The following is a 22,391-nucleotide window of genomic DNA, read 5'->3' on the forward strand; positions in this document are numbered from 1 at the left end:
CCATGCTTCCGGCCCAACCGAACCAGTCGCTGATCGACGGGCTCGCCTGCCTTCACGCGCTGGCCGTCAGTCCGACCGCGGTCGGTTCGCGGGAGCTCGCGCGGATGCTCGATCTTGAGCCCACGCGCACAAACCGGCTTCTGAAGACCCTCGCGCACCTCGGGCTGGCGGAACAGGACGAGAAGCGCAAGTATCGCGTCGGTCCCGCCATCCACGTGCTCGGAGTCGAGAGCCTGCACACGTCGGGCTTCATCGATCGCGCCGTCGAAGTCCTGAAGGGCCTCGACGACCAGCGCCTCACGGTCGCGATGGGCGTGCTCTGGCAGGACCTGATCTGCTACCTGTATCACCAGTACCCCTCGAACACCGATGGCGGGACTATCCGGCACCGGCCCGTTCCGGCGTCGACCTCCGGACTCGGGCTCGTGCTGATGGCGCAGAAGAGCGATGACGAGCTACGAGCGCAGTACGCCACCCGCAGCGGTGCGTACCTCGAGGGCCGCAACGGTCTGCTCGAGAGGGTTGCCAGGGTCCGTCGCCAGGGGTACGCACTCTTCGATGCCGGTGACGGCAAGCGCACTGTCGCGATCGCGCTCGAGGGTGGGCATCGGGTGGCCGTCGGCGTCTCGGGTTCGTTCCCAGACGATGACGTGCCCGGCTTGGTGCGCGAACTCAGGTCCGCAGCAGCCCAGCTCGCGCAGGCGAGCTGAACCGATCGCAGCGGCGTCAGTTAACCGGGCTCGGACTGGCGACCATGTCGTGGCGCATGATCTGACCGCCCGCGCCCGGACGGAACATCGGTAGTTGGTCGACATCGAGCTGCTCGATGCGTCGTGTCGGGTCCGCCAGCCACACGATCAGTGTGTCGTGCAGAGTGTCGAGCCGTGCGAGCAGACCCCCGTAGCGCAAGTCGAGAACCTCCCAGCCGAAGACCTTGTTGTGGGCGACCCATCGGGCGTGCGCTGAGCGCCGCAGGGAACGAACGCCGTCGGCGACGGCGGGGATCACACGGTCGAGGAGGTCGCGTACCGTCTCCATGTCGCCCGCGCGGTACGCCGGGCGCAGACGCTGGTGCAGCTCCACCTTGTGCTCGAGCACGCGAGCGGCATCGATCACGGCCGAGACGATCTGGTCGGCGGCAGTCCCGCTCCCCGCGGCGGCGGTCAGGTCGTCTGCGAGCTGGCGGAACCTCGGCGCCAACGGCTCGGCGGGCAGGGGCATCAGGTCGAGCAGTGGGTCGGACCACAGCAACCAGGCGCCGGGGTTTCCGAACAACTCGGGGTGATCAGGGCCGGCGTCGGAGTCCGACAAGGCGCGGTCGAGGTCGTCCGCGAGCAGCCACGTCCGTAGCGTGCCGTCGCAGGACCCTCGGAAGTTCGTCGCTGAGAAGCCCGCGTTCTCGGCACCGGCGTAGGCCTCATCGCAGAAGTGCTGGATGGCGGGAAGGGTCGAGTAGAGGTCGGCCTGTGAGCTGTCGTTGCCCCATGTCGTAACCATCACCTCGGCGAGCCCGACGCGGCGGGCTGCTCGCACGCCCGGCGTGAGCGCCGCGATCGAGGAGGTGTTCTGCGACCAGAGCCGCGACCAGCACGAGACCCCTGCCGCGAACACGGGCTCGTGGCCGGCCGCCTGGTGCCGTTCGAGCTGCCGGACGTAATGGTCCTCGTCCAGGCTCAGATAGTCCCAGTGGACGAGTGTGACATTGCTGGGGATTGGCGCGATGTCCTTGGCGGGGAACGCGACGGCTAGGTCATGCATGTCGTGACGGACGGAGGCGAACTTCAGATACATGTCGCTCCAGATCATCGGCTGAAGGCCGAGCTCGTCGCACAGTTCCGTCACCCGCCGGAGGTGACGATTGACCAGCTCGATCGGCTCCTCGGAGCCGTACCGGGACCGGTGCGCTCCGCTGCCGATCCCGTAGGTCTCGTCCATGCCGACGTGGATCCGACGAGACCGGACCGGCGCGCTGGCGGCCTCGAGCATTGCCCGGACGAGCTCGTAGCTCTTCGGCTCGTCGACGAGCAGCACCTGCGCGTTGTCCCGGACCGGACCGTACACGGGCCATTGGAGCACGTTCGCGAGATGGCCGAGGGTCTGGATGCACGGGATGAGCTCGATGCCGACGCGGGCGGCCGCGTCGTCGATCGCAGTGAGCTCGCTGGCCGCGTACCGCCCGCGCGCATGCCCGAAGTACGGCTCGCCCGGGATCTCGTAGATGTCCTCGGTGTAGAGCATTACGCTCGTTGCGCCCATCAGGGCGACCCGGCGGATGAGGCCGATCACGGCGTCGACGGTCAGCACCGCGTTGCGCGAGACGTCGAACATCACGGTGATCGTCTCGAAGGGGGTTTGCTCGGATCGCTCGCTCACCGAGCCTGCCACGAGCAGTTCACCCATGGCGGCGCCGAGGCCTCGCAAGCCTTGCGGGATGGTGCCGTACTCCACGTCGGCACCGCGGTCGCGCGCAGTGATCCGCAAGCCGCTGTCGGTGCCCCGACGTAGCGAGATATCGAACCCATCGTCGCCGAGTCGATCGGGGAACTCGCCGAGCACGTCAGCAACGGCTTGGTGCATCGGGTCTACGTCGTCGGTGTGAACGGTGATCTGCATGGAGCGTCCCAATGTCTCGTGGCGTGTACTAGAGCGGCACTATATCAGCACCACTCGGCTGGACTCAGCTCGCAGCGATGACGCGGCGCAGCGGCTTGGGGAAGTCGTCGAGCCGATCGGCGGCGGCATCGATGAGAGTGTCGACGTGGTTCAGCGCGATGCGGATCGCGCCCAAGGTCACCGCGTCCGCACCGAGAGGGGAGAGCTCCAGACGCGGCATGCGCGCGGTGAGCGGAGTCAGGTGTCGTCGTACCGGCTCGAGCAGCGTTGCGCCGCTGGCGGACAGCCCGCCCCCAATGACGACCAGTTCGGGATCCACGGTCGCGATGATGGTGGCGATGCCCTCTGCGAGCACGCGGGCGTAGTCCTCGACGCGCTCTTGAGCGGAGGTTGAACCGGCCCGCGCCTGGTCGAAGACCGCCTTGATGTCCACTTCCTCGCTCGGGTCCGCCTTCAGCCGTGCAGCGGCGCCCCGCCAGCGTAGGAACGGTAGATGGTGGATCTCGCTCGCGTATCCAGCGAACCCGGTCAGCAGCGTGCCGTCGATCATGATCCCGGCCCCGATCGACTGGCCCGCTGCGACGTTGACCAGGCTTCCGGTGTCTGTGCCCGCGCCGCGCCAATGCTCACCGACGGTCGCGATGTTGCAGTCGTTGCCGACGAGAACGGGCCGGTCGAGCACGGCTCGCAACTCATGCTCGAGGTCGAGGCCGGTCCAGTTCGGCATCCCGCCGGCGGCCACGACCCGTCCCTTGTGAATCACGCCGCGAGCGCCGGCGGCGACGACCCAGACCTGGCTGTACCGTAGTCGCGCCCGCTGGCAGCAGGCTTCCACTACGGCGCGTGCCGCCTGCAGGCGTTCGATGGGCCCGGCTCCCGGGCCGATCTCCACAGTCGAGGATGCCAGCGGCTCGCCACCGAGATCGGCGACGACTGCACGGATTCGGTGACGACCGAGATCCACCCCGGCCACGTAGCCGGCCTCCGAGCGGAAGCGGAAGCGGCGGGGTGCGGGCCCGATCTGCGGCGTGGAGGGCGGCACGGGCTTCTCGGCCGTGACCCAGCGCAGCTCGACAAGTTGGTTGACGATCTGCTGTGCCGACGTGCGGGAGACGCCGATGGTGTCCCCGACCTGCGCGACCGTTGCCGCCCCCGACCGGAATCGAACCAGTGCGGCGCCGAGGTTGATCCGCCGCAACAGGGACTGGTCGCCGCCGGTCGGGCGGGTGTTCCTTGTCTGTGCGGGACGCCTCACTGTGCTCACACGCAGAGCCTACATGGTCGTCAGGCTCACTCACATAAAACAAACTTGTTTAAGAACATGCAGGTCACGGGGTTGACAGCCGCACAATTGGACGGGCAGGATCCTCAGCAGGGCCAGTACGTGGCGCTGCAGCCGCCGAAGAGTCGCCCCCCAACGAACGAGGAACCTCAGATGTCTTCAGCGCGCTACCTCTCTCAGTTCGAGGAGTACAGGTACTTCACCTACCCGCATCTCAACGGGTTCGTGACCGACGCCGGGGGCGTCACGACCGGGGTCGTGGTCGGACAGATCGACCTAGCTCCCGCCGAGATGAGCCTGCACTTCATCGACATCGCCACCGGCACAGACCGCGAGCTCTGCCGCTTCGAGCGCCCTGCCGACGATGCCAACCCCTACGGCTGGTACGACGTCGCAACCGATGGCAGCCGGATCGTCACCATGTCCGGCAACCAGGTCATCGCCGTCGACATCGATGCCGACGGCGTACGGACCCGGCCGGTGTTCACCCCTCCGCCGAACCGTGAACTCTCGGTGATCGTGACGCTCCATCCCGACTTCGACCGCTGTCTTGCGTCGCACTACCCGCTCGGCAAGAAGACGGGCCCGACGGTGCTCGTGGAGATCGACCTGACCACTGGTGAAGCGACGCAGCTCCTCGACTCCGCAACCGAACTCGCCCATTTCCAGTACTGCGAGGCAGACCCGGACTGGATCGGATTCGCGAACCAGAGTCGCTTCAAGCACAACTACGGTCCCTACAACCGACTCTGGGTCATGCACCCGGTGCACGCTCCGCGTGGCATGAAGATCTGGGATCAGATCGCCGGTGCCGGCATCGTCCCCACCGGTCACGAGGCGTGGGCCTTCCACGACGTCAGCTGCGTGACCGTCGCGGCGGACACAACCCAGCCCTCGAACACGCCGTGCGAAGGGACGCCGGGCCTGTGGCAGATCTGGCCCGACGGGCGCGAGCCACGGCTGATTTCCGAGGCCGCGGACTACAACCACGCAGCGATCAGCCGGCAGGGCGACCTCGCGGTCGTCGACGCCGGACCGACTCGCCCCCCATGGCTGTTCCCGACTTCACCCGAGGACCCGATCGATCCCGAGGCATCTGCGGGCCGCATCGAACTCATCAGCATGACCGGAGAGTTCGCACCCATCACGCTCGCCGAGATGCATTTCGGCGATGTGCACCCGCGACACGGGCATCCGGGGTTCTCCCCGGACGGCGCGTTCGTCGCATTCACCGACACCGACCCCTTCACCCAACGATCCCGGGTCGGCCTCGCCGACGTGCGGTCGGCCCACCGTTGAGCCACCGCACCTCACCTCACCTCACAAGGAAGCATCGACATGACCTACCTTCGACCTGCCCAGATCTCTCGTCGCGGACTGCTCACCGGGGGCCTCGGCGCCGCGGCCGGTCTCGGCCTCGCGGCGTGTGGATCCTCCGACAGCCCGAGCGGCGGTGGCTCCAGCAGTGGTTCCCCCGTTGAGTTGACGATCGCGCTGATCCCGGACCCGCCGGGTGCCAGCGAGTTCTACCGCGCGCAGTTCGACGCCTTCGAGGCCGCCAACCCCGGCATCACGATCAAGGTCGTCGAGAATCCGTCCGATCAGCAGCTCAGCGCCATCGAGCTGATGTTCCAGCAGGGCAACGCGCCGGACATCTATCGCGCGCAGGCCGCCGGCTTCGACCGGATGTACTCGCGGGGCTGGGCTCGCTCGCTCGAGGAGTTCGTCACCGACGACTTCCTGTCGCGGTTCCCGGAGGGATCCCTGGATCCCTTGAGTTCGGGGCTGCACCGAGAGGGCGAGTTGTATTCGATCCCGCTCGTCTGGGGCAAGTGGTCCGCGATGGACCTGTTCGTCTACAACCGGTCCCTACTCTCCGCGAGCGGCTTCGACGCGGCGCCGACCACGTGGGGCGAGATCGAGGAGGTCGCCCGCGCGGTCACAACCGACGGCGGCGGCCGGGTCTTCGGGATGGCGCCCGAACAGGCCTCGGGCATCGTGCGCCTGTCGCGCCAGGGTGTCCCGTACTCGATCCCGGGCGACGGGATCAACCTGATCACCGGCGAGCCGGACACGTCGAACTCGACGATGGTGGAGGCCGTCGAGCTGATGCGCCGCATGAACGCCGACGGATCGCTGATCACGGGTTGGGAGAGCTGGGACGGCTCGCGCTCGTACACCGAGTTCGCGGCCGGCAGCTTCGCTATGTACACCGCCCAGTCGTGGCACCTCGCCGAGATCCGCAAGCTCAACCCCGAGATCGACCTGGGCATCGTCGGCGCTCCGGTACCGGACTCCGGGCGGGGCTCCTATACGCCGATCACCCAGCACTTCGACCCGTTGTGGTCGATGTCGGCCGAGACCGCGCACCCCGAGGAGTCCTGGCTGGTCCTCGACTTCCTTGCGTCCGAGGAGTTCTACCGGGCCTACTACGAGCAGTTCGGGACGTTGACCGCCATGCAGACCGTGTGGGAGGCCGACGTGCAGGAGGACCCCGACCTGTCGGCGATGTTCGATGTCGCCGAGACCACGATGAAGGTCGTCCCGAACCCGAAGCTCGCCAGTGTGGGTGGTGCCGCCATCCTCAACGCTAGGGCCGAGCGTCCCGAACTCCGGTTCACCGACTCGGCGCTGGAGTCGATGGTCAAGAACGAGGACTTCGCACCCAAGGCCGCGGCGCTCGACGAGCAACTGCGCACGTTCCTCGGCGAGATCTATGCCAGCGGCGACGCGTCGGTGGAGGACATCCGCTTCGCCGATTGGGACCCGCTGCAGCCGTACGACGCGGCGAGCTGAGGTCGACCAGATGGACGCACGAGCCAGGCGCACGGCGGCCAAGCGGAGGGAGTACCTCTGGTGCTACCTGCTGCTGCTGCCGTTGCTGCTGGCATTCGGAGGGTTCACCCTGTGGCCCATCGTCGCCAGCTGGTGGTATTCGTTCTTCGACTGGGACGGCGTCGGCAACCCCACCGAATGGGTGGGCCTGGCCAACTTCGCCGAGGTGCTGACCTCCCCTGACTTCTGGCGTGCGTTCTGGCATTCGTTCCTGTTCTCGTTGGTCGCGATCCTCATTGAACTCCCGCTTGCGCTGGCCTTCGCGATCCTGCTGAACAACGGCAGGCTCCGTGGTCGGAACGTGTACCGTCTCGCCCTGTTCGTGCCGGTCGTCACAACGACGGCGGTGGTCGGCATCGTCTTCGTCGCCCTCCTCGACCCGGTGCGAGGTGCGGTCAACGAGGCCCTGCTGGCCATCGGGCTCGTCGACGCACCGATCAACTTCCTCGGGTCGACGACGACGGCGCTGCCCTCCGTGATGGCGATCGACCTCTGGAAGGGGTTCGGGATCTCCCTGATCTATTGGCTGGCCGCGCTGCAGACGGTCCCGAAGGATCTGATCGAGGCCGCACAGCTCGACGGCGCCCGCAAGGGCGCGATCGTCCGTCACGTCATGGTGCCGGTCATGGCACCGATCGCGATCGTCATCATGCTGCTGCTGTTCCAGCGCAGCCTCGGCACCTTCGACCTGGTGCAGGCGATGACGGCGGGCGGCCCGGTCTACTCGACCGACGTCGTACCGACCTTCATCTACCGCTTCGCGTTCTCACCCGAGATGCAGGCCCCGCGGTACGGGTTCGCATGTGCGGCCGGAGTGGTCTTCGGGCTGCTCACGCTGGCCCTCACGCTGCTGCAAGCACCCGCGCTGCGCTACCGGAAACGAGTCGCCGCATGAGCGCCACGATCACCACGGCCAGCTCGGCGGATCCGAGCCGCACCGAGGACAGCATGCCGAAGTTGTTCCACGGACGCAGGTCACCTGGGCGCTGGCGACCGCAGCTGTGGCACCTGTTCCTCATCCCGTTCTGTGCGCTCTGGGTGTATCCGTTCATCTGGATGTTCTCCGCCGCTTTCAAGTCGCAGCGCGAGATGCTGCTCGGTGGACTGGGCCTCATTCCGCAGGAGCCGACGCTCGAGAATTTCGCGCGTGCCTGGACGACAGCGAAGTTCGGCGAGTACACGGTCAACACGATCGTCTTCACGGTGCTCGTCGTGGGCATCGTGTTGCTGGTCACGTCGCTGGCCGGGTACGCGCTCTCCCGCCCCGGGCTCCCGTTGAAGAAGCTGATCATCGGGGTGCTGGTCGCGACCATGTTCATCCCGCACGGGTACACCATCATCCCGGTGTTCCTGCTCGTGAACGAGTTGGGACTGGGCAACAGCCTGCTTGGTGCCGCGCTGGCGCAGGCGGCGCCGGTCCACGTGGTCCCGGTGCTGTTGTTCATGGGTTTCTTCGCGGGCATGCCCTCGGAGCTGGAGGATGCGGCGAAGGTCGACGGTGCCGGGTTCTTCCGGACCTTCCTCTCGATCATGCTGCCGCTGGCCAAGCCGGTGATCGGGACGGTCGCGCTCATGAACTTCATCAGTGCGTGGAGCGCGTTCTTCGTGCCACTTGTGTTCACCCTCGGGAATCCGGGTCTGCGCACGCTCGGGGTCGGCATGTACAACTTCTTCGGCCAGGAGTCGACCGACTTCGCCGGTCTCGCCGCTGGCGCGACGATCAGCGTCCTGCCCACCATCGTCGTCTTCCTCCTGCTCCAGAAGACCTTCATCGAGGGCATCGCCGGTGCCGTCAAGAGCTGATCGGACCCACTGATGCACCTGGACGCGCGCGTCGACATCCTTGTGTCGGCGGTGGGCTCGATGGTTTCACGGCTGCGCTCGCGGCGCTCCGGCGCGGACGCACCGTGGTGATGACCGAGGAGTACGCCTGGCTCGGCGGGCAACTGATGTCGCGAGCGGTCCCGCCGGACGAACACCCATGGATCGAGATGTTCGGCGCCACCCGCGGCTACCGGCATCTGCGGGACCGGATCCGCGGGTACTACCGGGCGAACTATCCCCTCACCGACCCTTTGCGTGACGTGCACACCGGGGCCGAGCACACCGTCGAGGCGAGCTACGTGATCGACGCGACCAAGACCGGTGACCTGCTGCCGCTCACCGGAACCGAGTACACCGTCCGCGCCGAGCCGCAGTCGCAGACCGGCGAGCCGAGCGCACCCGCTGTCGCGAACCCCGACATCCAGGCGCTCGGGTATTGCTTCGCCGTCGACCACGTGGACGGCGACCACACGATCGACCGGCCCGAAGCGTACGAGCACTGGCGCTCGGTGCGTCCCGAATTCTGGGGTGCACCGCTGCTGAGCTTCTCTGCGCCGAACCCACGCACGCTGGAGCCGCTTGCGCGCCTGTTCGACCCGAGCCCGGTCGACGACGTCCGTGCCGTCGATGCCGACCGGTCCAAGCAGGACGGAGACGTCAACCCGTGGATGTTCCGCCGGATCGTGGCACACGAGACGTTCGCACCCGGTTACGTCGCCAGCCGACGTCACACTCGTGAACTGGCCGAGTGTCGACTACTTCGAGGGGCTGGTAATCGACGTCCCGGACGACGTCGCGGGCCATCTGGCCGCCGGCGGGATCGAGACCGGCCACGAGCCGCAGCAGATCCACGGCGACGAGCCTCTCACGACCGACCTGCAGACCGACCTGAGTCTCGCCGGCGTCGATCTGGCGTGGCCGCAGAACCGCGCGTACTGACACACACGTCCAATCGCAACGAGGCGAGGAGAACGCCATGAGTCCCAGCCCTCCGATCTCTGATGTCGTCGCGACGCCCGGGGCACCGCGCGGAATGAGTCGCCGCCAGGCGGTCGGTCTGCTGCTGGGCAGCGCCGTATTGCCCGCCGTGATCGGGGCTGCCCCGGCCTCGGCGTCGGCACGGCCGGTCCGCCGGCGCGTCAGCACGGTCGCCGACGCGTTGCGCCGACTCGAGATGCGGGACCTGCGCTACCGCAGGCTGTTCCAGATCGCAAACGACCGCTACCGGATGACGTTCAGCCTGGCGCGCTGGCGCGGCGGTGAGACGATTGTGCGTGACCTTGAGCTCCGCCGCGACGGTGCCTGGGTCGCCGCGACCGATCAGCAGAGCCGGCTGGAGGAGCAGTGGGTGGTCTACCGCCACGGTGGCCCTGGCCACCCGCGGGCGGAACCCGTCTGGCTCGCGTTCGACGAGGTGCGGTCGAGCGGTGGCAACTCGGTGGAGATGCGCGCGGGGGACCCCGCCCTGTTCGACCTCGTCGTCCAATGGACTCTGGACGGTGATCATCCGGAGGCCCAGTTCGTCCTCACCGCGCACACAGCCGGCGACTTCATCGTGGGCTACCAGTCGGGCGAGATATCCGACCTCGATGGCGTGGACGAGGTCCTCTGCGGGGCGCAGCAGCACGCGAAGGCCGTCCTGGATGATCCGCAGCCACGCGGCGCCTGGGAGTTGTTCGCGCCGATGGCGCTCACCCAGCGGGAGGTCGACGGCGGACCGCTCACCACCGGTGTGTTCGTGCCGGCCGAGGTTCTTGAGTTCGAGCACGAGCAGGCGCTCGGTGGCGACGACCAGCCCTTCGGGATGAGTCTGCGCAACGACTCGCTCGACATCACGCCGACGATCTACGCGCCGCAGCCGGGACTGCGCGCCACTATGGCAGCCGGCGAGAGCCGCGGCTTCACGTTCGGTGTCTGTGCCTTCTCGGTCCCGCTCTACGACGCCTTCGCCGCGCTTGCCCGGGACGCCTACGACCTCCGCGCGTACCGCAGCAACGTCTACGGGTCATCGCTCACGGACACAGTTCACACGATGCTCGACCTCGCCGTCGTGGAGCCGGCCACCGGCGACAGCGAGGACTTCGTGCCCTCGTTCTCGGGCTGGTGGAGCCGCGCCAAGGGCTTCATGAACGTCGAGATCACCGACGACGTCCGGGTCGCGGTGGGCGGCGTGCTGCAGTCGGCACACCTGCTCACCGCGACCACCGACGATGCCCCCCTGTACGCCGGCCGTGCGCGACCCATGGTCGAGTACCAGCTCTCCCGCGGCAGCATCGCGTACTCGCCGCTGAGCAAACCGGGACAGGTGGCGAATCAGCACCGGCTCGGCTACGTCGCCGGTGACGCGATCATGCTGAATGCGCTCTATGAGCTCAGTGGGCATCGCGCCGGCGGGATCCGACGGCTCGGCATCGCGAGCATCGCTGCGGACGAGGTCGGCAGGGACCGGCCGCGCTTCGCCGTCGAGCTCGCCGCCTACCAGCTCACTGGGGACGGGTCCCACCTCACCGCAGCCTTGCGCCTGGCCCGGGACTACATCGAGCACGAGATCGACACCGCATACACGACCGTGCCGGCCGAAGGTGGCTTCGCCATCTCCTACAGCCGGTCCTGGCTGGACCTCGTCGTGCTGTACGAGGCGACCGGTGAGGCGGACATCCTGGCCGGCGCCTACCGCGAGGCGCAACGCTTCGTCACGCAGACGACCGTGCGCCCGGTACCCGTCGGCGGGACGGTCACGGTTGGGCAGCCGCCGGTGCGGACGCAGCAGTACGACTGGCCCTCGGACGGTTTGCCCGCCTACCCGCGGACCGCGGTCGACGTCGAGACCGTACCGTCCTGGTACGTCTCGACCACGGGCCTGACGTTCGAACAGCTGACCACGTACAAGGTGAGCACCTCGGCCAGTACGGCGGCGGGCGGCGGATTCGTTTTCAACCCGTGCTGGGCCGGTGCCCTCCTGCGGCTCGGGCACTACGCCGACGACGACCTGATCGTCGACCTCGCCCACAACATGGTGATCGGCCGGTACACGAACTACCCCGGCTACTACAGCCGTGACTTCCAGGTGATCCAGATGAAGCCGGACTTCCCGCTCCAGGGCCCGAGCGGCGTCACCGCTATCTACCCCCACCACATGCCGGCCCAGATCGGGATGACGATCGACTACCTGGTCTCCGAACACCTGGTGCGCTCGGACGGGCAGATCGACTTCCCGGGCGTGCACGAGGCGGACTACGTGTATTTCCGGTACACGCTGTTCGGTCACGCACCCGGCCGCTTCTACGGCGAGGACGGCGTGTGGCCGTGGTTCCCACGTGGCATCGTCGAGGTCGACAACCCGGCGGTGAACTGGTTGACCGGGGTCGGGAACGGCTCGCTCTACCTCAGCCTCACGAACACCAGCGGCGAACCGCAGGTGGTCGTCGTCAGCCTTGCGACCGACCTCCTGGGGCTGCTACCGAACGACACCGTCGACGTAGAGGTGCTGAGCGACCCGTCGGGTTCGACGGCGTCCCTACCGGCGGGCGGAATCGAGGTCACCGTGCCGCCCCACGGCATCGTCGCGATCGCCGCCCGCGCCATCGACGTCCACGCACCCTGGCACGTGCCCGCGGTCGACGGCGACCATGGCGCCACGACCTTCCATGCTCGGCCGGCGGATGCGAACCTCGGGACTGTCCGCGGGGTGCTGCTGCCACGGGCCGGCGGAGGCTCCGGTTACGACGCGTACGTGATGGTCGACAGTCTCGACCCGGTCACACTCGAACACCGGGTCGATGAGGGCGCGTGGGTGGCGTCGCCGGAGAAGCCGTATCCCTACGAGTGGACCATCGGTGTTGACGAGGTCAGCGCATCCTTCACCTATCGAGTCGTCGCCGACACCGTCACGACCGACCCGGTGACACTCCGGCTGCCTGCCGCGCAGACCGGAGGGTCCACCATCGGCGTGCTGGTGGACCTCGACGCACCCAGCACCACGGTCGCCGGGGCCGACCTCTCGGTCCGGGTGATCGTGCGGAACCGGACGTCGGCTGCGCTGGCGGGCGCCGCCGTCGACCTCGGTCTGCCGAGTGGCTGGACGGTGACGCCCGACTCCGTGCCGACCGAGCCGATCCCGGCCGCCGGCACGGCGAGCTGGATCTACGACGTCTCCGTGGCGCCCGACGCGACGGCCGGTGCCGCGACGCTCGCGGCCACCGCGGCCTGGACCGGCGGCTCGGCGCAGTCGGAGCCGTTCCAGCTCACTGTTCGCGACCCCCGGCGCCTCGTCGGCGTGATCGCCGGAACCCAACGCGTGACCGAGCCCGGGCAACAGTTCACGGTGACCGCGACGGTGAGCAATCCCGGCACCCAGGCGGTCGACATCCCGGTCACGATCTCCGGCCCGGGCGGCTGGGTGATCGACGTGCCGACCGCACAGGTGAGCGTGCCCGCGGGGGACATCGAACGCCACACGGTGACGGTGACCGCGCCGGCCGAGCTGCCGTGGGGGACAAGCCCCCGCTTCACCGCGAGCCTGGACGGCATCTGGTCGGCGAACGTCGCCGTCGCGGTCGCCACCGAGCCGCAGGTGGTCCACGTGCAGAGCCCGTGGCCGCTGTACCAGGAGACCGGGCAGTGGCGCTTCAGCGGTCTCGCCGGCTGGGGTGGCACCCGTAGCCGCTACAACCTCGACAGTCTCACCGGTGGCACCGCGCGCTGGGCACCAGACATCCCCGCGGCAGGATCCTACGAGGTGTCGGTCTGGTACCCCGCCCACACGGTCTCGGCCACGCAGGCAGCGTTCGTGGTCAGGCACGGAGGCGGTGAGGACACCGTGGTGGTGGACCAGACGTCGGGCGGCGGCGAATGGCGATCGCTCGGATACTACGAGTTCGAGGCAGGCCGAACCGGCGACGTCTATCTCGAGGTTCAGGACGCGGAAACCCATCGGACAAGCGCGGTCCGGTTCCGCCCCACGACCGACGCGGATCTCCGGGCGAACCTGGTGGTGAGCGCGGCTGACATCGCGACTCCAGGGGGGAACAGCACGCTGACCGTCAGCGTCTCGGCGGCGCCGGCGGCAGCCATCGCCGGTTGCCTCTCCATAGGCGTGCCCGCCGGCTGGCTCGCAGAACCGGGCGCCGTCGACGTCGACGTCGCCGCGGGTGACGAGCAGACGATCGAGGTGGAGATCCAGGCGTCGGCGATCGCCGCCGTCGGGGCACTGCACGAGGTTACCCTCACCCTCGGTGAGCTGACTACGACGGCGATCATCGCCGTCGGCGAGGTCGATCCCGGGAACCGGGTGGTCATCGACACCGGCAGCGGCGCAGGCAGCTACGGCGAGACCGGCGCGTGGGCGCAGTCCAACCTGCGTGGCTGGGACGGTGGTGTCACTCGGTGGATCGCGCCGGCGACCGCCGGGACCGCTGCCTGGACGCCGGCGCTCGGTGCGAGCGGACGCTACCGCGTCAGCGTCTGGTTCCCGGGTGAGATCAACAACAGCACCCGCGCCGTCTATCAGGTCACCCATGCGGGCGGACAGGCTGAGGTCGAGCTGGACCAGCGTGAAGGCTCGGCCTGGATCGAGCTCGGGATCTGGGACCTCGACGTGGCGACCGCCACGATCGCACTGACGGGTCTGGACACGGGCAGACTTCGGGCCGACGCGGTCCGTACCGAGCGTTTGGAAACAGCGGAGAATGGGATGGAATGCGACACGTGAATCATGACCACGACCGGGTGCGAGCCTCGGTGCGACGGGCCCTGGAGCTCGTGAGTTCCCCGGAACAGGTGCGGCGCTGGGAGCGCGCGGAACTGTCCGGACAGACCGAGGCGGGGTTCGCCGTCGACCACGACGCGGACGTGACCCGGGTGAGTTACCACGCACTGGCGGACGCGATGCGGGCCGCGCTCGCGCTCCGCGAGCAGCCTGCCACGATCCGCGCTCGGCGGGAACTGCGGCGACTGAGCGTGATGATCGACATGTCCCGCAACGCCGTCATGAGGGTTGAGACCGTCGAGCGGTACCTGGCCTGCGCCGCGCTCATGGGCTACTCGACGCTCTACCTCTACCTTGAGGACACCTACGAGGTGCCCGGTCAGCCATACATCGGTCACGGGCGTGGTCGCTACAGCCAGGATGAGCTCCGGCGGATCGATGACATCGCGCACGGCCTCGGCGTCGAGGTGGTGCCGGTGATCCAGACTCTCGGGCACCTGCGGCAAATCCTGAAATGGCCGCCGTTCCACGGGATCCGCGTCGCACCGGAGGTGATCCGGATCGGGGACGAGAGTGGCTTGGAACTGATCCGGGCGATGATCTCCGCCGCGACGGCTCCGTTCCGATCGGCGCAGGTGCACCTCGGCCTGGATGAGGCATACGGGTTCGCCGACGACGCCCCCGACCCGTCCGACCGGATGGGCCACTTCCTGCGGCATGTCGAGGACGTCACCGCAATCTGCCGCGAGCTCGGGGTCGAGCCGATGATGTGGAGCGACATGCTCTTCGACGTCGAGCACGGCGCGAAGGACTACTACCGCATCGACCGCACCATTGCGACGCCGACGCTGGATGCCCTTCCGGACGGACTCACGCTGGTGTACTGGGACTACTTCCACCACACGGACTCCTACTACGAGCAGAAGTTGCGCCAGCACGGACCGCTGCCCACGGTCATGGCCGGTGGGTGCGCGAGTTGGGGTCGACTGTGGACGCGGTTGCCGGAGTCGATCACGGCTTGCACCGCTGCCGTCGGCGGGGCCATCGCCGCCGGCGTCGACGAGGCGATGATCACGATGTGGGGCAACGACGGCAACGAGTGTGACTACTTCTCGTGCCTGCCGGCGCTCGCCCACGCGGGGGACCGTGCGTACGGGCTGACGGCCGAGCAGACGGACGCGGGTCTCGGGTCCCTCGGGGTGAGCCAGGAACTGTGGGTGGCGGCGTCGGCGATCGACGATCCTTTCGACGACACCGATCGCTCGGGGGCCATCGAGCCGCCGAACCCCAGCAAGTGGCTGCTGTGGCTGGACCCGCTGATCTCGTTCGGGGAGATCGGCCTTTCGGTTGACGTCGCAGATCGGATGCGTGCACTGGGGGAGCAGTTGATCGTCACGGAGACCGTGGACGGCCCGGACCGACGGCTCGGTGTGATCGCCCACCTGTGTCACGCACTCGCGCTCAAGGCGGAACTTCACCGTGCGCTTCGTCCCGCCTACCTGGCCGGCGACCGGCTCGAGGCGAAACGCCTGGCGACGGATCTCGTGCCGGACGTCGAGACTGCCGTCTCGCGCCTGGCGCAGGCGCACCGCGACCGGTGGTTCGCGGACAACAAGGCCTTCGGCTGGGAGGTCCTCGAGCGCCGATACGCCGGGCTGCTCTCGCGCCTTGCCAGCACCCGGCATGCCCTGACGGAGTGGAGTGAGGGACGCTTGGACGAGATCGAGACCCTCGAGGTCGAACCGCTGCGCGTCGCGCCCGACACCGTCAGCGCGACGGTGCCGTGGACGGTGTTCGCCACCCCGGCCGGGATGGCGTGACCCGCTCCGGCGCGGCTCGATGAATCGGGGCCGTGGACAACCTCACCGCAGTGTAATCATGTAATCCTGTAATCAGCAGCTGGAGACATGATGACGCGAGACGAGTACGACGAGACCCGTGAAGGACGCGAGCAGGCGCAAGGGCGCTGGCGCGGTCGCGGACGGGTTGGCAGCCCCGGTGGGCGTGGGCGTGGTGGCTGGCAGGTCGCCGACCTGCCGGCTGCCGACGACGCCGAGGACTGGTTCCGCGGTCGGCTGCCGAGCGCGTGGTTCAGCGAGGTCGAGGTGACGGTCGACCGCGAGGAGATCCTGGTGGTCGGCACCCTCGCCGAGGAGGCGGACGGCGCCGAGGCGGAAGGACGGATCAGCCGGTTCCGCGCCGAGACCAGGGCCGAGCGGATCGAGATCGCCGAGGAGGCGCAGTCCCGCTACCAGCGCAAGGTCTCGTGGGGCGCGCGCCTCGGTGCGAGCGGGTCGCTCTTCACCCACGTCGCGGCGCCGGTGATGACGCGCCTGCGTCAGCCCGAGCGGCGGGTGCTGGACACCCTCGTCGACGCCGGGGTGGCGCGGTCCCGCTCGGACGCGCTGGCCTGGTCGGTGCGGCTCGTCGGCGAGCACGCCGACGAATGGCTCGGCCAGCTCCGGGAGGCGATGGCCGAGGTCGACAAGCTGCGCTCGGACGGTCCCACCGTCTGAGGCGCGCCCCAGGCCAGCTCGGCGGCAGCTCGGCCCGGTCGATGCTGGCACGTGCCGCGCCGGTGTTGGCCACGAACGATCCGGAGTCGCGCCTCAGCGGACCCCGGTCACGCCGAGGGACGACGTGATCTGCTTCTGGAACACGAGGAACAGGATCACCAGCGGGGCGAGCGCGATCGTGGTCGCGGCCATGACGAGCGTCCAGTTGCCGTTGTACTGGGTCTGCAGGGCGGCGGTGGCCACCGTGATGACATTCCACTCCGGAGCCGGCGCGATGATCAGCGGCCACATGAAGTTGTTCCACTGGCTCACCACGGTGATCAGCAACAGGGTCGCCAGGATCGGCTTGTTCATCGGGACCATGACCTGCCACAGCCGCCGCAGCACTCCGGCGCCGTCGATCTTCGCGGCGTCCAGCACGTCGGAGGGAGTGGACCGGAAGCTCTCCCGGAGCAGGAAGATCGCATACGGGGAGCCGAACAGGAACGGCACCACGAGGCCGGCGAACGAGTTCTTCAGGCCGAGGGTCGTCATCATCGAGTACAGCGGGATGATCGTGACGACCGCGGGGATCATCAGCGTGGACAGATACACCCAGAACAGCGTGTCCCGGCCCGGGAAGCTCAGCTGGGCGAACGCGTACGCGGCCAGGATCGACGTCAGCATCTGGCCGAGCACGAGCACCAGGACCACCTGTGCCGTCACCGCGATCGGCACCACGAAGTTGTACTGCTCGGAGAACAGCGCCGTGAAGTTCTCGACGGTGGCCGGCGCCGGCAGCGTCAGTGGCCACGTGGTGTTGAACTGCTTCGGTGTCTTCACCGCCGTCATCGCCGAGAACACGAACGGGCCGAGCATGAGCAGGCCCCCGGCGATCAGGAACGCGTAGGTGAGCACGTTCGCGAACAGCCGGGACGTGCGCCAGCTGGACGCCCCGGGCCGGGACCCCAGCGTTCGGTGGCGGGTGGTCCCGGTCATGACATGTCGTAGGTGATCCGGCGCTGGAAGTAGCGCTGTTGGACGAGGGTCACGCCGACGAGGACCACGAACAGGACCACGGCCATCGCAGCGGCCCGGCCGAGCCGCAACCCGACGAACGCCTCGTCGTAGATGCGGGCGGCGATGACGTCGGTGCGGAACGCGGGACCGCCACCGGTCATCGCGTAGATCGAGTCGAACACCTGGAACGAGGAGATCACCGAGGTGACGGTCACGAAGAACATCGTCGGGCGAAGCAGCGGCAGCGTGACCGAGACGAGCGTGCGGACGCTGCCTGCGCCGTCGAGCATGGCCGCCTCGTACACGGCTCGCGGGATCTGCTGGAGCCCGGCCAGGAAGAACAGCGAGATGTACCCCACCGTGGACCAGACCTGCACGAACACCACGGCCGGCAACGCCAGGTCGGGATCGGTGAGCCACTCGACCCGGCGCCCGATGATCGCGTTCAGCGCGCCGTTGGTGGGGTCGAAGATCCATTTCCACACCACGCCGAGGGCCAGCGGCGCGCAGACCCAGGGCAGCACGTACAGCACCCGCAACCAACTCGTCCCGGGCAGGCCGCGGTTGATCGCGATCGCGAGCAGCAGACCGATCACGATCGAGGTCGGGATCGCCATCAGGACGAACAGGGCCGTGACCAGCAGGGAGTTCCCGAACCGGCCCGAGGTGAGGATGTAGGCGTAGTTCTCCAGGCCGATCCACTCGGGCGCACTGATCAGGTTCCACCGCATGAAGGACAGGGCCACCACGATCAGCACCGGCAGCAGCAGGAATCCGATCACGCCGATCAGGCTCGGGAGCAGCATCGCGTACGCCGAACGCGCCTCGTGGCGCTGGCGTGCGTTCATGCGTTCACTCCCCGGGTGTCGTCTGGGAGCGAGCCTAGCCAGATCGTGCCGGTCGTCATGGCCGACGCGACGGCCGTCTCGAACGGTGGCGGAGCCGCCGTTTCGAACGGTGAGGACGGCGGCCGGCAGCGTCAGTGCAGTGCGACCCGGACACCGAGGTAGACGAGCACTCCGAGGACGACCGCCCAGGCCGCCACGGCCACGACGCCCCAGACGAAGACCCTGGCCTTCGGTGCGCCGAAGCCGACCATCGCGGCGGCGGTGACGTGGCTGGGGAGCAGCAACGGCCCGAGGAAGCTCACCCCCGGGACGCCCCAACGGTCGAAGACCCGCCGCATGCGCTGCTTCTTGGGGTTCGCCTCCGGGAGCCGGTTCCGGGTGACGCCGGCGCGCACGGCCGAGGTGACTGCGATGATCACGGCGAGTGCGATGGCGTTCCCGACCACGGCCGCCGGGATGGCGATCGCCGGGTGGATGCCCGCCACGATCCCGATGATCGAGGCACCCTCCGCCTCCACGTAGGGGATGAGCGCCGCGAGCACGACGCCCACCCAGCGCAGCAGCGGGGGCAGGGACTCGGTGAATGCCTGAAGGTCGATGAGGAGGTGGGACATCGCGGGGAGCACGCCTTTCGATTGGGGTTGCTTCCAGCCTCTCGGTGGCAGGACGCCCACACCAGGGCGCGCCGTCACCGGTTCCGTATGACAACTCTCATGTGGCGCCGTCGCGGTTCGAGGTCGCCCCGCGATGGGTGCCGCTGCATGGACGCCAACCACGAGCCGCCTGCGAATCGGTCTAGGTTTGGCCCCATGACCGTCACCGCGGAACCGCTCGACGAGGTGCGGCGCGCCGCGGGCCGGCAGGCGTGGAGCGAGCGGGCCGCGGATCTCGCCGTGATGGCGCACGACGCCTCGCACTACCTGCTCCGGCCGCAGGCGGTGCTCACCCCGGGTTCCCTGCCCGAGCTGGTCGCCGCCCTCGTGGCCGCGAACGACGCCGGCCAGGGCGTCACGTTCCGCGCCGGCGGCACGTCCCTGTCCGGGCAGGCCGGTGGGTCCGGAGTACTCATCGACGTGCGACGTCACCTCGACGAGGTGGAGGTGCTCGACGGCGGAGCCCGGGTCCGGTGTGGACCGGGGGCTGTGCTGCGGCGCGTCAACGTGACGCTCGCCCGGTACGGGCGCAAGCTCGGCCCCGACCCGGCCAGCGAGATCGCCTGCACCATCGGCGGCGTGGTGGCGAACAACTCCTCCGGGATGACCAGCTCGCTCACGGCCACGGCCTACCGGACGCTGAGCTCGATGCAGTTCGTGCTGCCCTCCGGGACCACGATCGACACCGCCCGCCCGGACGCGGACGCGCGCCTGCGAGCCCTCGAGCCCGACCTGCACGCCGGCCTGATCCGGCTCCGGGACACGGTCCGCGCGGACCCGCGGCTGAGTGCCATCGTCACCCACCAGTTCTCGATGAAGAACACGATGGGCTACGGCCTGAACGCCCTGCTCGACCACGACGAGCCGGCAGACATCCTCGCGCACCTCATGATCGGCTCCGAGGGCACCCTCGGGTATGTCGCCTCCGTGGTGCTGGACACGGTCCCGGTGCTGGCCAGGGCCGCCACCAGCCTGCTCGTGTTCGACTCCATCGAGCGGGCGACCGACGCACTGCCCGCGCTGCTCGGAGCCGGTGCCCGCGCGGTCGAACTCATGGATGCGGCGTCGCTGCGCGTGGCGCAGACCGATCGCGCTGCCCCGGCCGCGATCGCATCGATCCCCGTCGTGGACCACACGGCACTGCTCGTGGAGTTCCAGGCGCCCGACGCCGCGGCGCTCGCCGAGCTCACCGGTCCGGCAGACCCGGTGATCCGCGCCCTCGACCTCAGCGCCCCGGCGGCCCTCACTCAGGACCCCACCGAGCGGGCCGGCCTGTGGGCCGTGCGCAAGGGCCTGTACGCGGCCGTCGCCGGGGCCCGGCCGAAGGGCACCACGAACCTGCTCGAGGACGTGGCCGTACCGGCGCAGGTCCTCACCGAGACCGTCCGTGGACTCGGCGTCCTGCTCGCCCGGCACGGCTACGACGACGCGGTCACGTTCGGGCACGCCCGGGACGCGAACCTGCACTTCATGATCAATCCGCACCTGGACGACCCGCGCGAACTCGCCACCTACGAGGCGTTCACCGAGGACCTCGTGGACCTCATCCTCGGCGCGAACGGCACGCTCAAGGCGGAGCACGGCACCGGGCGGATCATGTCCGCCTACGTGCGCCGCCAGTACGGCGACGAGCTGTACGAGGTGATGACCGAGCTCAAGCGGCTCTGCGACCCGCGCGGGATCCTGAACCCCGGCGTCCTCCTGGACGACGACCCGCGGGCACACCTGGACAACCTGAAGACCGTGACGGGAGTCGACCCCGCCGTCGACTCCTGCGTGGAGTGTGGGTTCTGCGAGCCGGGCTGCCCGTCGCGCAACACCACGACCACCCCGAGGCAGCGGATCATCCTGATGCGGGAGATCGCCGCCGCCGGGCCCGAGCATCGCGCCGAGCTCGAGGCGGCGTTCTCCTACGACGCGGTGCAGACCTGCGCCGCGGACTCCCTCTGCGTCACAGCCTGCCCGGTGAAGATCGACACCGGCAAGGTGATGAAGTCCGTCCGCGCGGCCGGGCACGGGCCCGCGGCCCAGCGCGCCGGTGCGGCCGCGACCGGAGCCTGGGCCGCCGCGACGTCCGGACTTCGTCTGGGCCTGACAGTCGCGGGTGCGATGCCGCCTGCGCTGCTCGCCGGCGCCACGTCCGCGGCCCGGACGGTACTGCCGCACGAACTCGTCCCGCAGCTGGGTGCCGGCCTGCCCGGCGCGGGCACGGCCAGGTCGAAGCTGGCGGACCTGCCTGCGGTGGGCGGCTCGGCCGCCCGGAGCGGTACAAGAGCGGACGACGGCGGCCCGTCCGTCCCCGGGTCGGCGCGCGTCGATCTGGTCTTCTTCCCGTCCTGCACCGGGGCGATGTTCGGTCCCGAGGGGCGTGGCGAGGGCGCCGCCGCGGCGTTCCTCACGCTGTGCGAGCGGGCAGGTCTTCGGGCCGTCCTGCCCGACGGCGTCGACGGCCTGTGCTGCGGCACCCCGTGGGAGTCGAAGGGCTTCGTGGACGGGCAGGCCGCCATGGCGGCGCGCGTGTTCGACGGTGTGTGGGCGGCGACCGACGATGGCAAGCGCCCGCTCGTCTGCGACGCGTCGTCCTGCACGCACGGTCTGGACGGCCTGGCCGCGCACCTGGACCCAATGCGAGCGGCGCGCTGGGACACCCTCGAGCTGCTCGACGTCGTCAGCTATGCCCGTCGCGAGCTGCTGCCCCGGATCGCGGTGCCGGCCGGCCAGGAGCTGGCGAGCCTCGCCGTGCACCCGACGTGCTCCACCGTGCACCTGGGCGCCACCGAGGACCTCGTCGCCGTGGCGGGCGCCGTGGCCCGCGACGTGCGGGTCCCGGACGACTGGGGTTGCTGCGGCTTCGCCGGGGACCGCGGCCTCCTGCACCCCGAACTGACCGCCGGCGCTACCGAGGCCGAGGCCGCCGAGATCAAGCGCCTCGAGGCCTCGGGCGGCCCGTTCGCCGGCTACGCCTCGTGCAACCGCACCTGCGAGATGGGCATGACCAGGGCCACCGGGAGGCCGTACCGGCACGTGCTGGAGCTGTTTGAGGAGGTCACCCGACCGCTCAGCAGGTAGTCCGGGCCCGGACCGTCGGTCCCGTACCCGGCATCTACCCTGGAT

The 22,391-nt window shown here is 69.0% G+C and carries 15 protein-coding genes; 10 read left to right on the forward strand and 5 right to left on the reverse strand.

What is annotated here, in order from left to right:
- The first annotated feature begins 2 nt into the window (after window positions 1-2).
- On the forward strand, window positions 3-710 hold the full coding sequence (locus tag HALOF300_RS01210) for an IclR family transcriptional regulator (RefSeq protein WP_156738821.1): 708 nt from the start codon (window positions 3-5) through the stop codon (window positions 708-710).
- A gap of 16 nt (window positions 711-726) precedes the next feature.
- Here HALOF300_RS01210 and HALOF300_RS01215 read toward each other — a convergent pair whose 3' ends face one another.
- Together HALOF300_RS01215 and HALOF300_RS01220 are read right to left on the reverse strand one after the other, a co-directional pair.
- Complete coding sequence (locus HALOF300_RS01215) at window positions 727-2,613, reverse strand: beta-N-acetylhexosaminidase (RefSeq protein WP_156738822.1); 1,887 nt, start codon at window positions 2,611-2,613, stop codon at window positions 727-729.
- Between the two features lie 64 nt (window positions 2,614-2,677).
- Window positions 2,678-3,586 carry an ROK family protein gene (locus HALOF300_RS01220; RefSeq protein WP_197522206.1) on the reverse strand — a complete coding sequence of 303 codons (909 nt, stop codon included), beginning with the start codon at window positions 3,584-3,586 and terminating at the stop codon, window positions 2,678-2,680.
- Here HALOF300_RS01220 and HALOF300_RS26835 point away from each other — a divergent pair.
- The 8 genes from HALOF300_RS26835 to HALOF300_RS01255 all read left to right on the forward strand — a co-directional run bounded on the left by HALOF300_RS26835 (window position 3,560) and on the right by HALOF300_RS01255 (window position 16,777).
- Window positions 3,560-5,194: a hypothetical protein gene (locus tag HALOF300_RS26835; RefSeq protein ID WP_197522207.1), complete on the forward strand. Its 1,635-nt coding sequence runs from the start codon at window positions 3,560-3,562 to the stop codon at window positions 5,192-5,194. The two genes, HALOF300_RS01220 and HALOF300_RS26835, sit on opposite strands and share 27 nt — an antisense overlap.
- 39 nt (window positions 5,195-5,233) lie before the next feature.
- Window positions 5,234-6,691, forward strand: a complete 1,458-nt coding sequence (locus HALOF300_RS01225) for an ABC transporter substrate-binding protein (RefSeq protein WP_156738824.1) — start codon at window positions 5,234-5,236, stop codon at window positions 6,689-6,691.
- Window positions 6,692-6,701: 10 nt separating this feature from the next.
- The gene (locus HALOF300_RS01230) at window positions 6,702-7,625 is read left to right on the forward strand and encodes a carbohydrate ABC transporter permease (protein WP_231954944.1); all 924 of its coding nucleotides are present in this window, start codon (window positions 6,702-6,704) and stop codon (window positions 7,623-7,625) included.
- Window positions 7,622-8,533 (forward strand): carbohydrate ABC transporter permease, encoded by a 912-nt coding sequence (locus tag HALOF300_RS01235; RefSeq protein WP_197522208.1) that lies wholly within the window; start codon window positions 7,622-7,624, stop codon window positions 8,531-8,533. The genes HALOF300_RS01230 and HALOF300_RS01235 overlap by 4 nt, the downstream gene beginning before the upstream one ends.
- 104 nt (window positions 8,534-8,637) lie before the next feature.
- Window positions 8,638-9,534: an FAD-dependent oxidoreductase gene (locus HALOF300_RS01240; protein ID WP_231954945.1), complete on the forward strand. Its 897-nt coding sequence runs from the start codon at window positions 8,638-8,640 to the stop codon at window positions 9,532-9,534.
- On the forward strand, window positions 9,531-14,264 hold the full coding sequence (locus HALOF300_RS01245) for a golvesin C-terminal-like domain-containing protein (RefSeq protein WP_156738826.1): 4,734 nt from the start codon (window positions 9,531-9,533) through the stop codon (window positions 14,262-14,264). The genes HALOF300_RS01240 and HALOF300_RS01245 overlap by 4 nt, the downstream gene beginning before the upstream one ends.
- Window positions 14,261-16,081, forward strand: coding sequence for a beta-N-acetylhexosaminidase (locus HALOF300_RS01250; protein ID WP_156738827.1), 1,821 nt, complete (start codon window positions 14,261-14,263; stop codon window positions 16,079-16,081). Before HALOF300_RS01245 ends, HALOF300_RS01250 begins: the two co-directional genes overlap by 4 nt.
- A gap of 90 nt (window positions 16,082-16,171) precedes the next feature.
- On the forward strand, window positions 16,172-16,777 hold the full coding sequence (locus tag HALOF300_RS01255; RefSeq protein WP_269455260.1) for a hypothetical protein: 606 nt from the start codon (window positions 16,172-16,174) through the stop codon (window positions 16,775-16,777).
- A 93-nt stretch (window positions 16,778-16,870) separates the two neighbouring features.
- Here HALOF300_RS01255 and HALOF300_RS01260 read toward each other — a convergent pair whose 3' ends face one another.
- From HALOF300_RS01260 to HALOF300_RS01270, 3 genes are all read right to left on the reverse strand, one after another.
- On the reverse strand, window positions 16,871-17,755 hold the full coding sequence (locus HALOF300_RS01260; protein ID WP_156738828.1) for a carbohydrate ABC transporter permease: 885 nt from the start codon (window positions 17,753-17,755) through the stop codon (window positions 16,871-16,873).
- Window positions 17,752-18,624 (reverse strand): carbohydrate ABC transporter permease, encoded by an 873-nt coding sequence (locus HALOF300_RS01265; protein ID WP_156738829.1) that lies wholly within the window; start codon window positions 18,622-18,624, stop codon window positions 17,752-17,754. The genes HALOF300_RS01260 and HALOF300_RS01265 overlap by 4 nt, the downstream gene beginning before the upstream one ends.
- A 131-nt stretch (window positions 18,625-18,755) precedes the next feature.
- Window positions 18,756-19,238: a hypothetical protein gene (locus HALOF300_RS01270; RefSeq protein ID WP_156738830.1), complete on the reverse strand. Its 483-nt coding sequence runs from the start codon at window positions 19,236-19,238 to the stop codon at window positions 18,756-18,758.
- A gap of 195 nt (window positions 19,239-19,433) precedes the next feature.
- Here HALOF300_RS01270 and HALOF300_RS01275 point away from each other — a divergent pair, with 195 nt between their 5' ends.
- The gene (locus HALOF300_RS01275; protein ID WP_156738831.1) at window positions 19,434-22,346 is read left to right on the forward strand and encodes an FAD-binding and (Fe-S)-binding domain-containing protein; all 2,913 of its coding nucleotides are present in this window, start codon (window positions 19,434-19,436) and stop codon (window positions 22,344-22,346) included.
- The last annotated feature ends 45 nt before the right edge of the window (window positions 22,347-22,391 follow it).

The organism is Occultella aeris, assembly GCF_902703175.1.
Taxonomy (GTDB): Bacteria; Actinomycetota; Actinomycetes; order Actinomycetales; family Beutenbergiaceae; genus Occultella; species Occultella aeris.

Coding starts and splice junctions, on each gene's coding strand:
- HALOF300_RS01260 (WP_156738828.1), bottom strand. CDS start 17,755: ATGACCGGGACCACCCGCCACCGAACGCTGGGGTCCCGGCCCGGGGCG.
- HALOF300_RS01215 (WP_156738822.1), bottom strand. CDS start 2,613: ATGCAGATCACCGTTCACACCGACGACGTAGACCCGATGCACCAAGCC.
- HALOF300_RS01270 (WP_156738830.1), bottom strand. CDS start 19,238: ATGTCCCACCTCCTCATCGACCTTCAGGCATTCACCGAGTCCCTGCCC.
- HALOF300_RS01230 (WP_231954944.1), top strand. CDS start 6,702: ATGGACGCACGAGCCAGGCGCACGGCGGCCAAGCGGAGGGAGTACCTC.
- HALOF300_RS01275 (WP_156738831.1), top strand. CDS start 19,434: ATGACCGTCACCGCGGAACCGCTCGACGAGGTGCGGCGCGCCGCGGGC.
- HALOF300_RS01225 (WP_156738824.1), top strand. CDS start 5,234: ATGACCTACCTTCGACCTGCCCAGATCTCTCGTCGCGGACTGCTCACC.
- HALOF300_RS01255 (WP_269455260.1), top strand. CDS start 16,172: ATGACGCGAGACGAGTACGACGAGACCCGTGAAGGACGCGAGCAGGCG.
- HALOF300_RS01265 (WP_156738829.1), bottom strand. CDS start 18,624: ATGAACGCACGCCAGCGCCACGAGGCGCGTTCGGCGTACGCGATGCTG.
- HALOF300_RS01210 (WP_156738821.1), top strand. CDS start 3: ATGCTTCCGGCCCAACCGAACCAGTCGCTGATCGACGGGCTCGCCTGC.
- HALOF300_RS01235 (WP_197522208.1), top strand. CDS start 7,622: ATGAGCGCCACGATCACCACGGCCAGCTCGGCGGATCCGAGCCGCACC.
- HALOF300_RS01245 (WP_156738826.1), top strand. CDS start 9,531: ATGAGTCCCAGCCCTCCGATCTCTGATGTCGTCGCGACGCCCGGGGCA.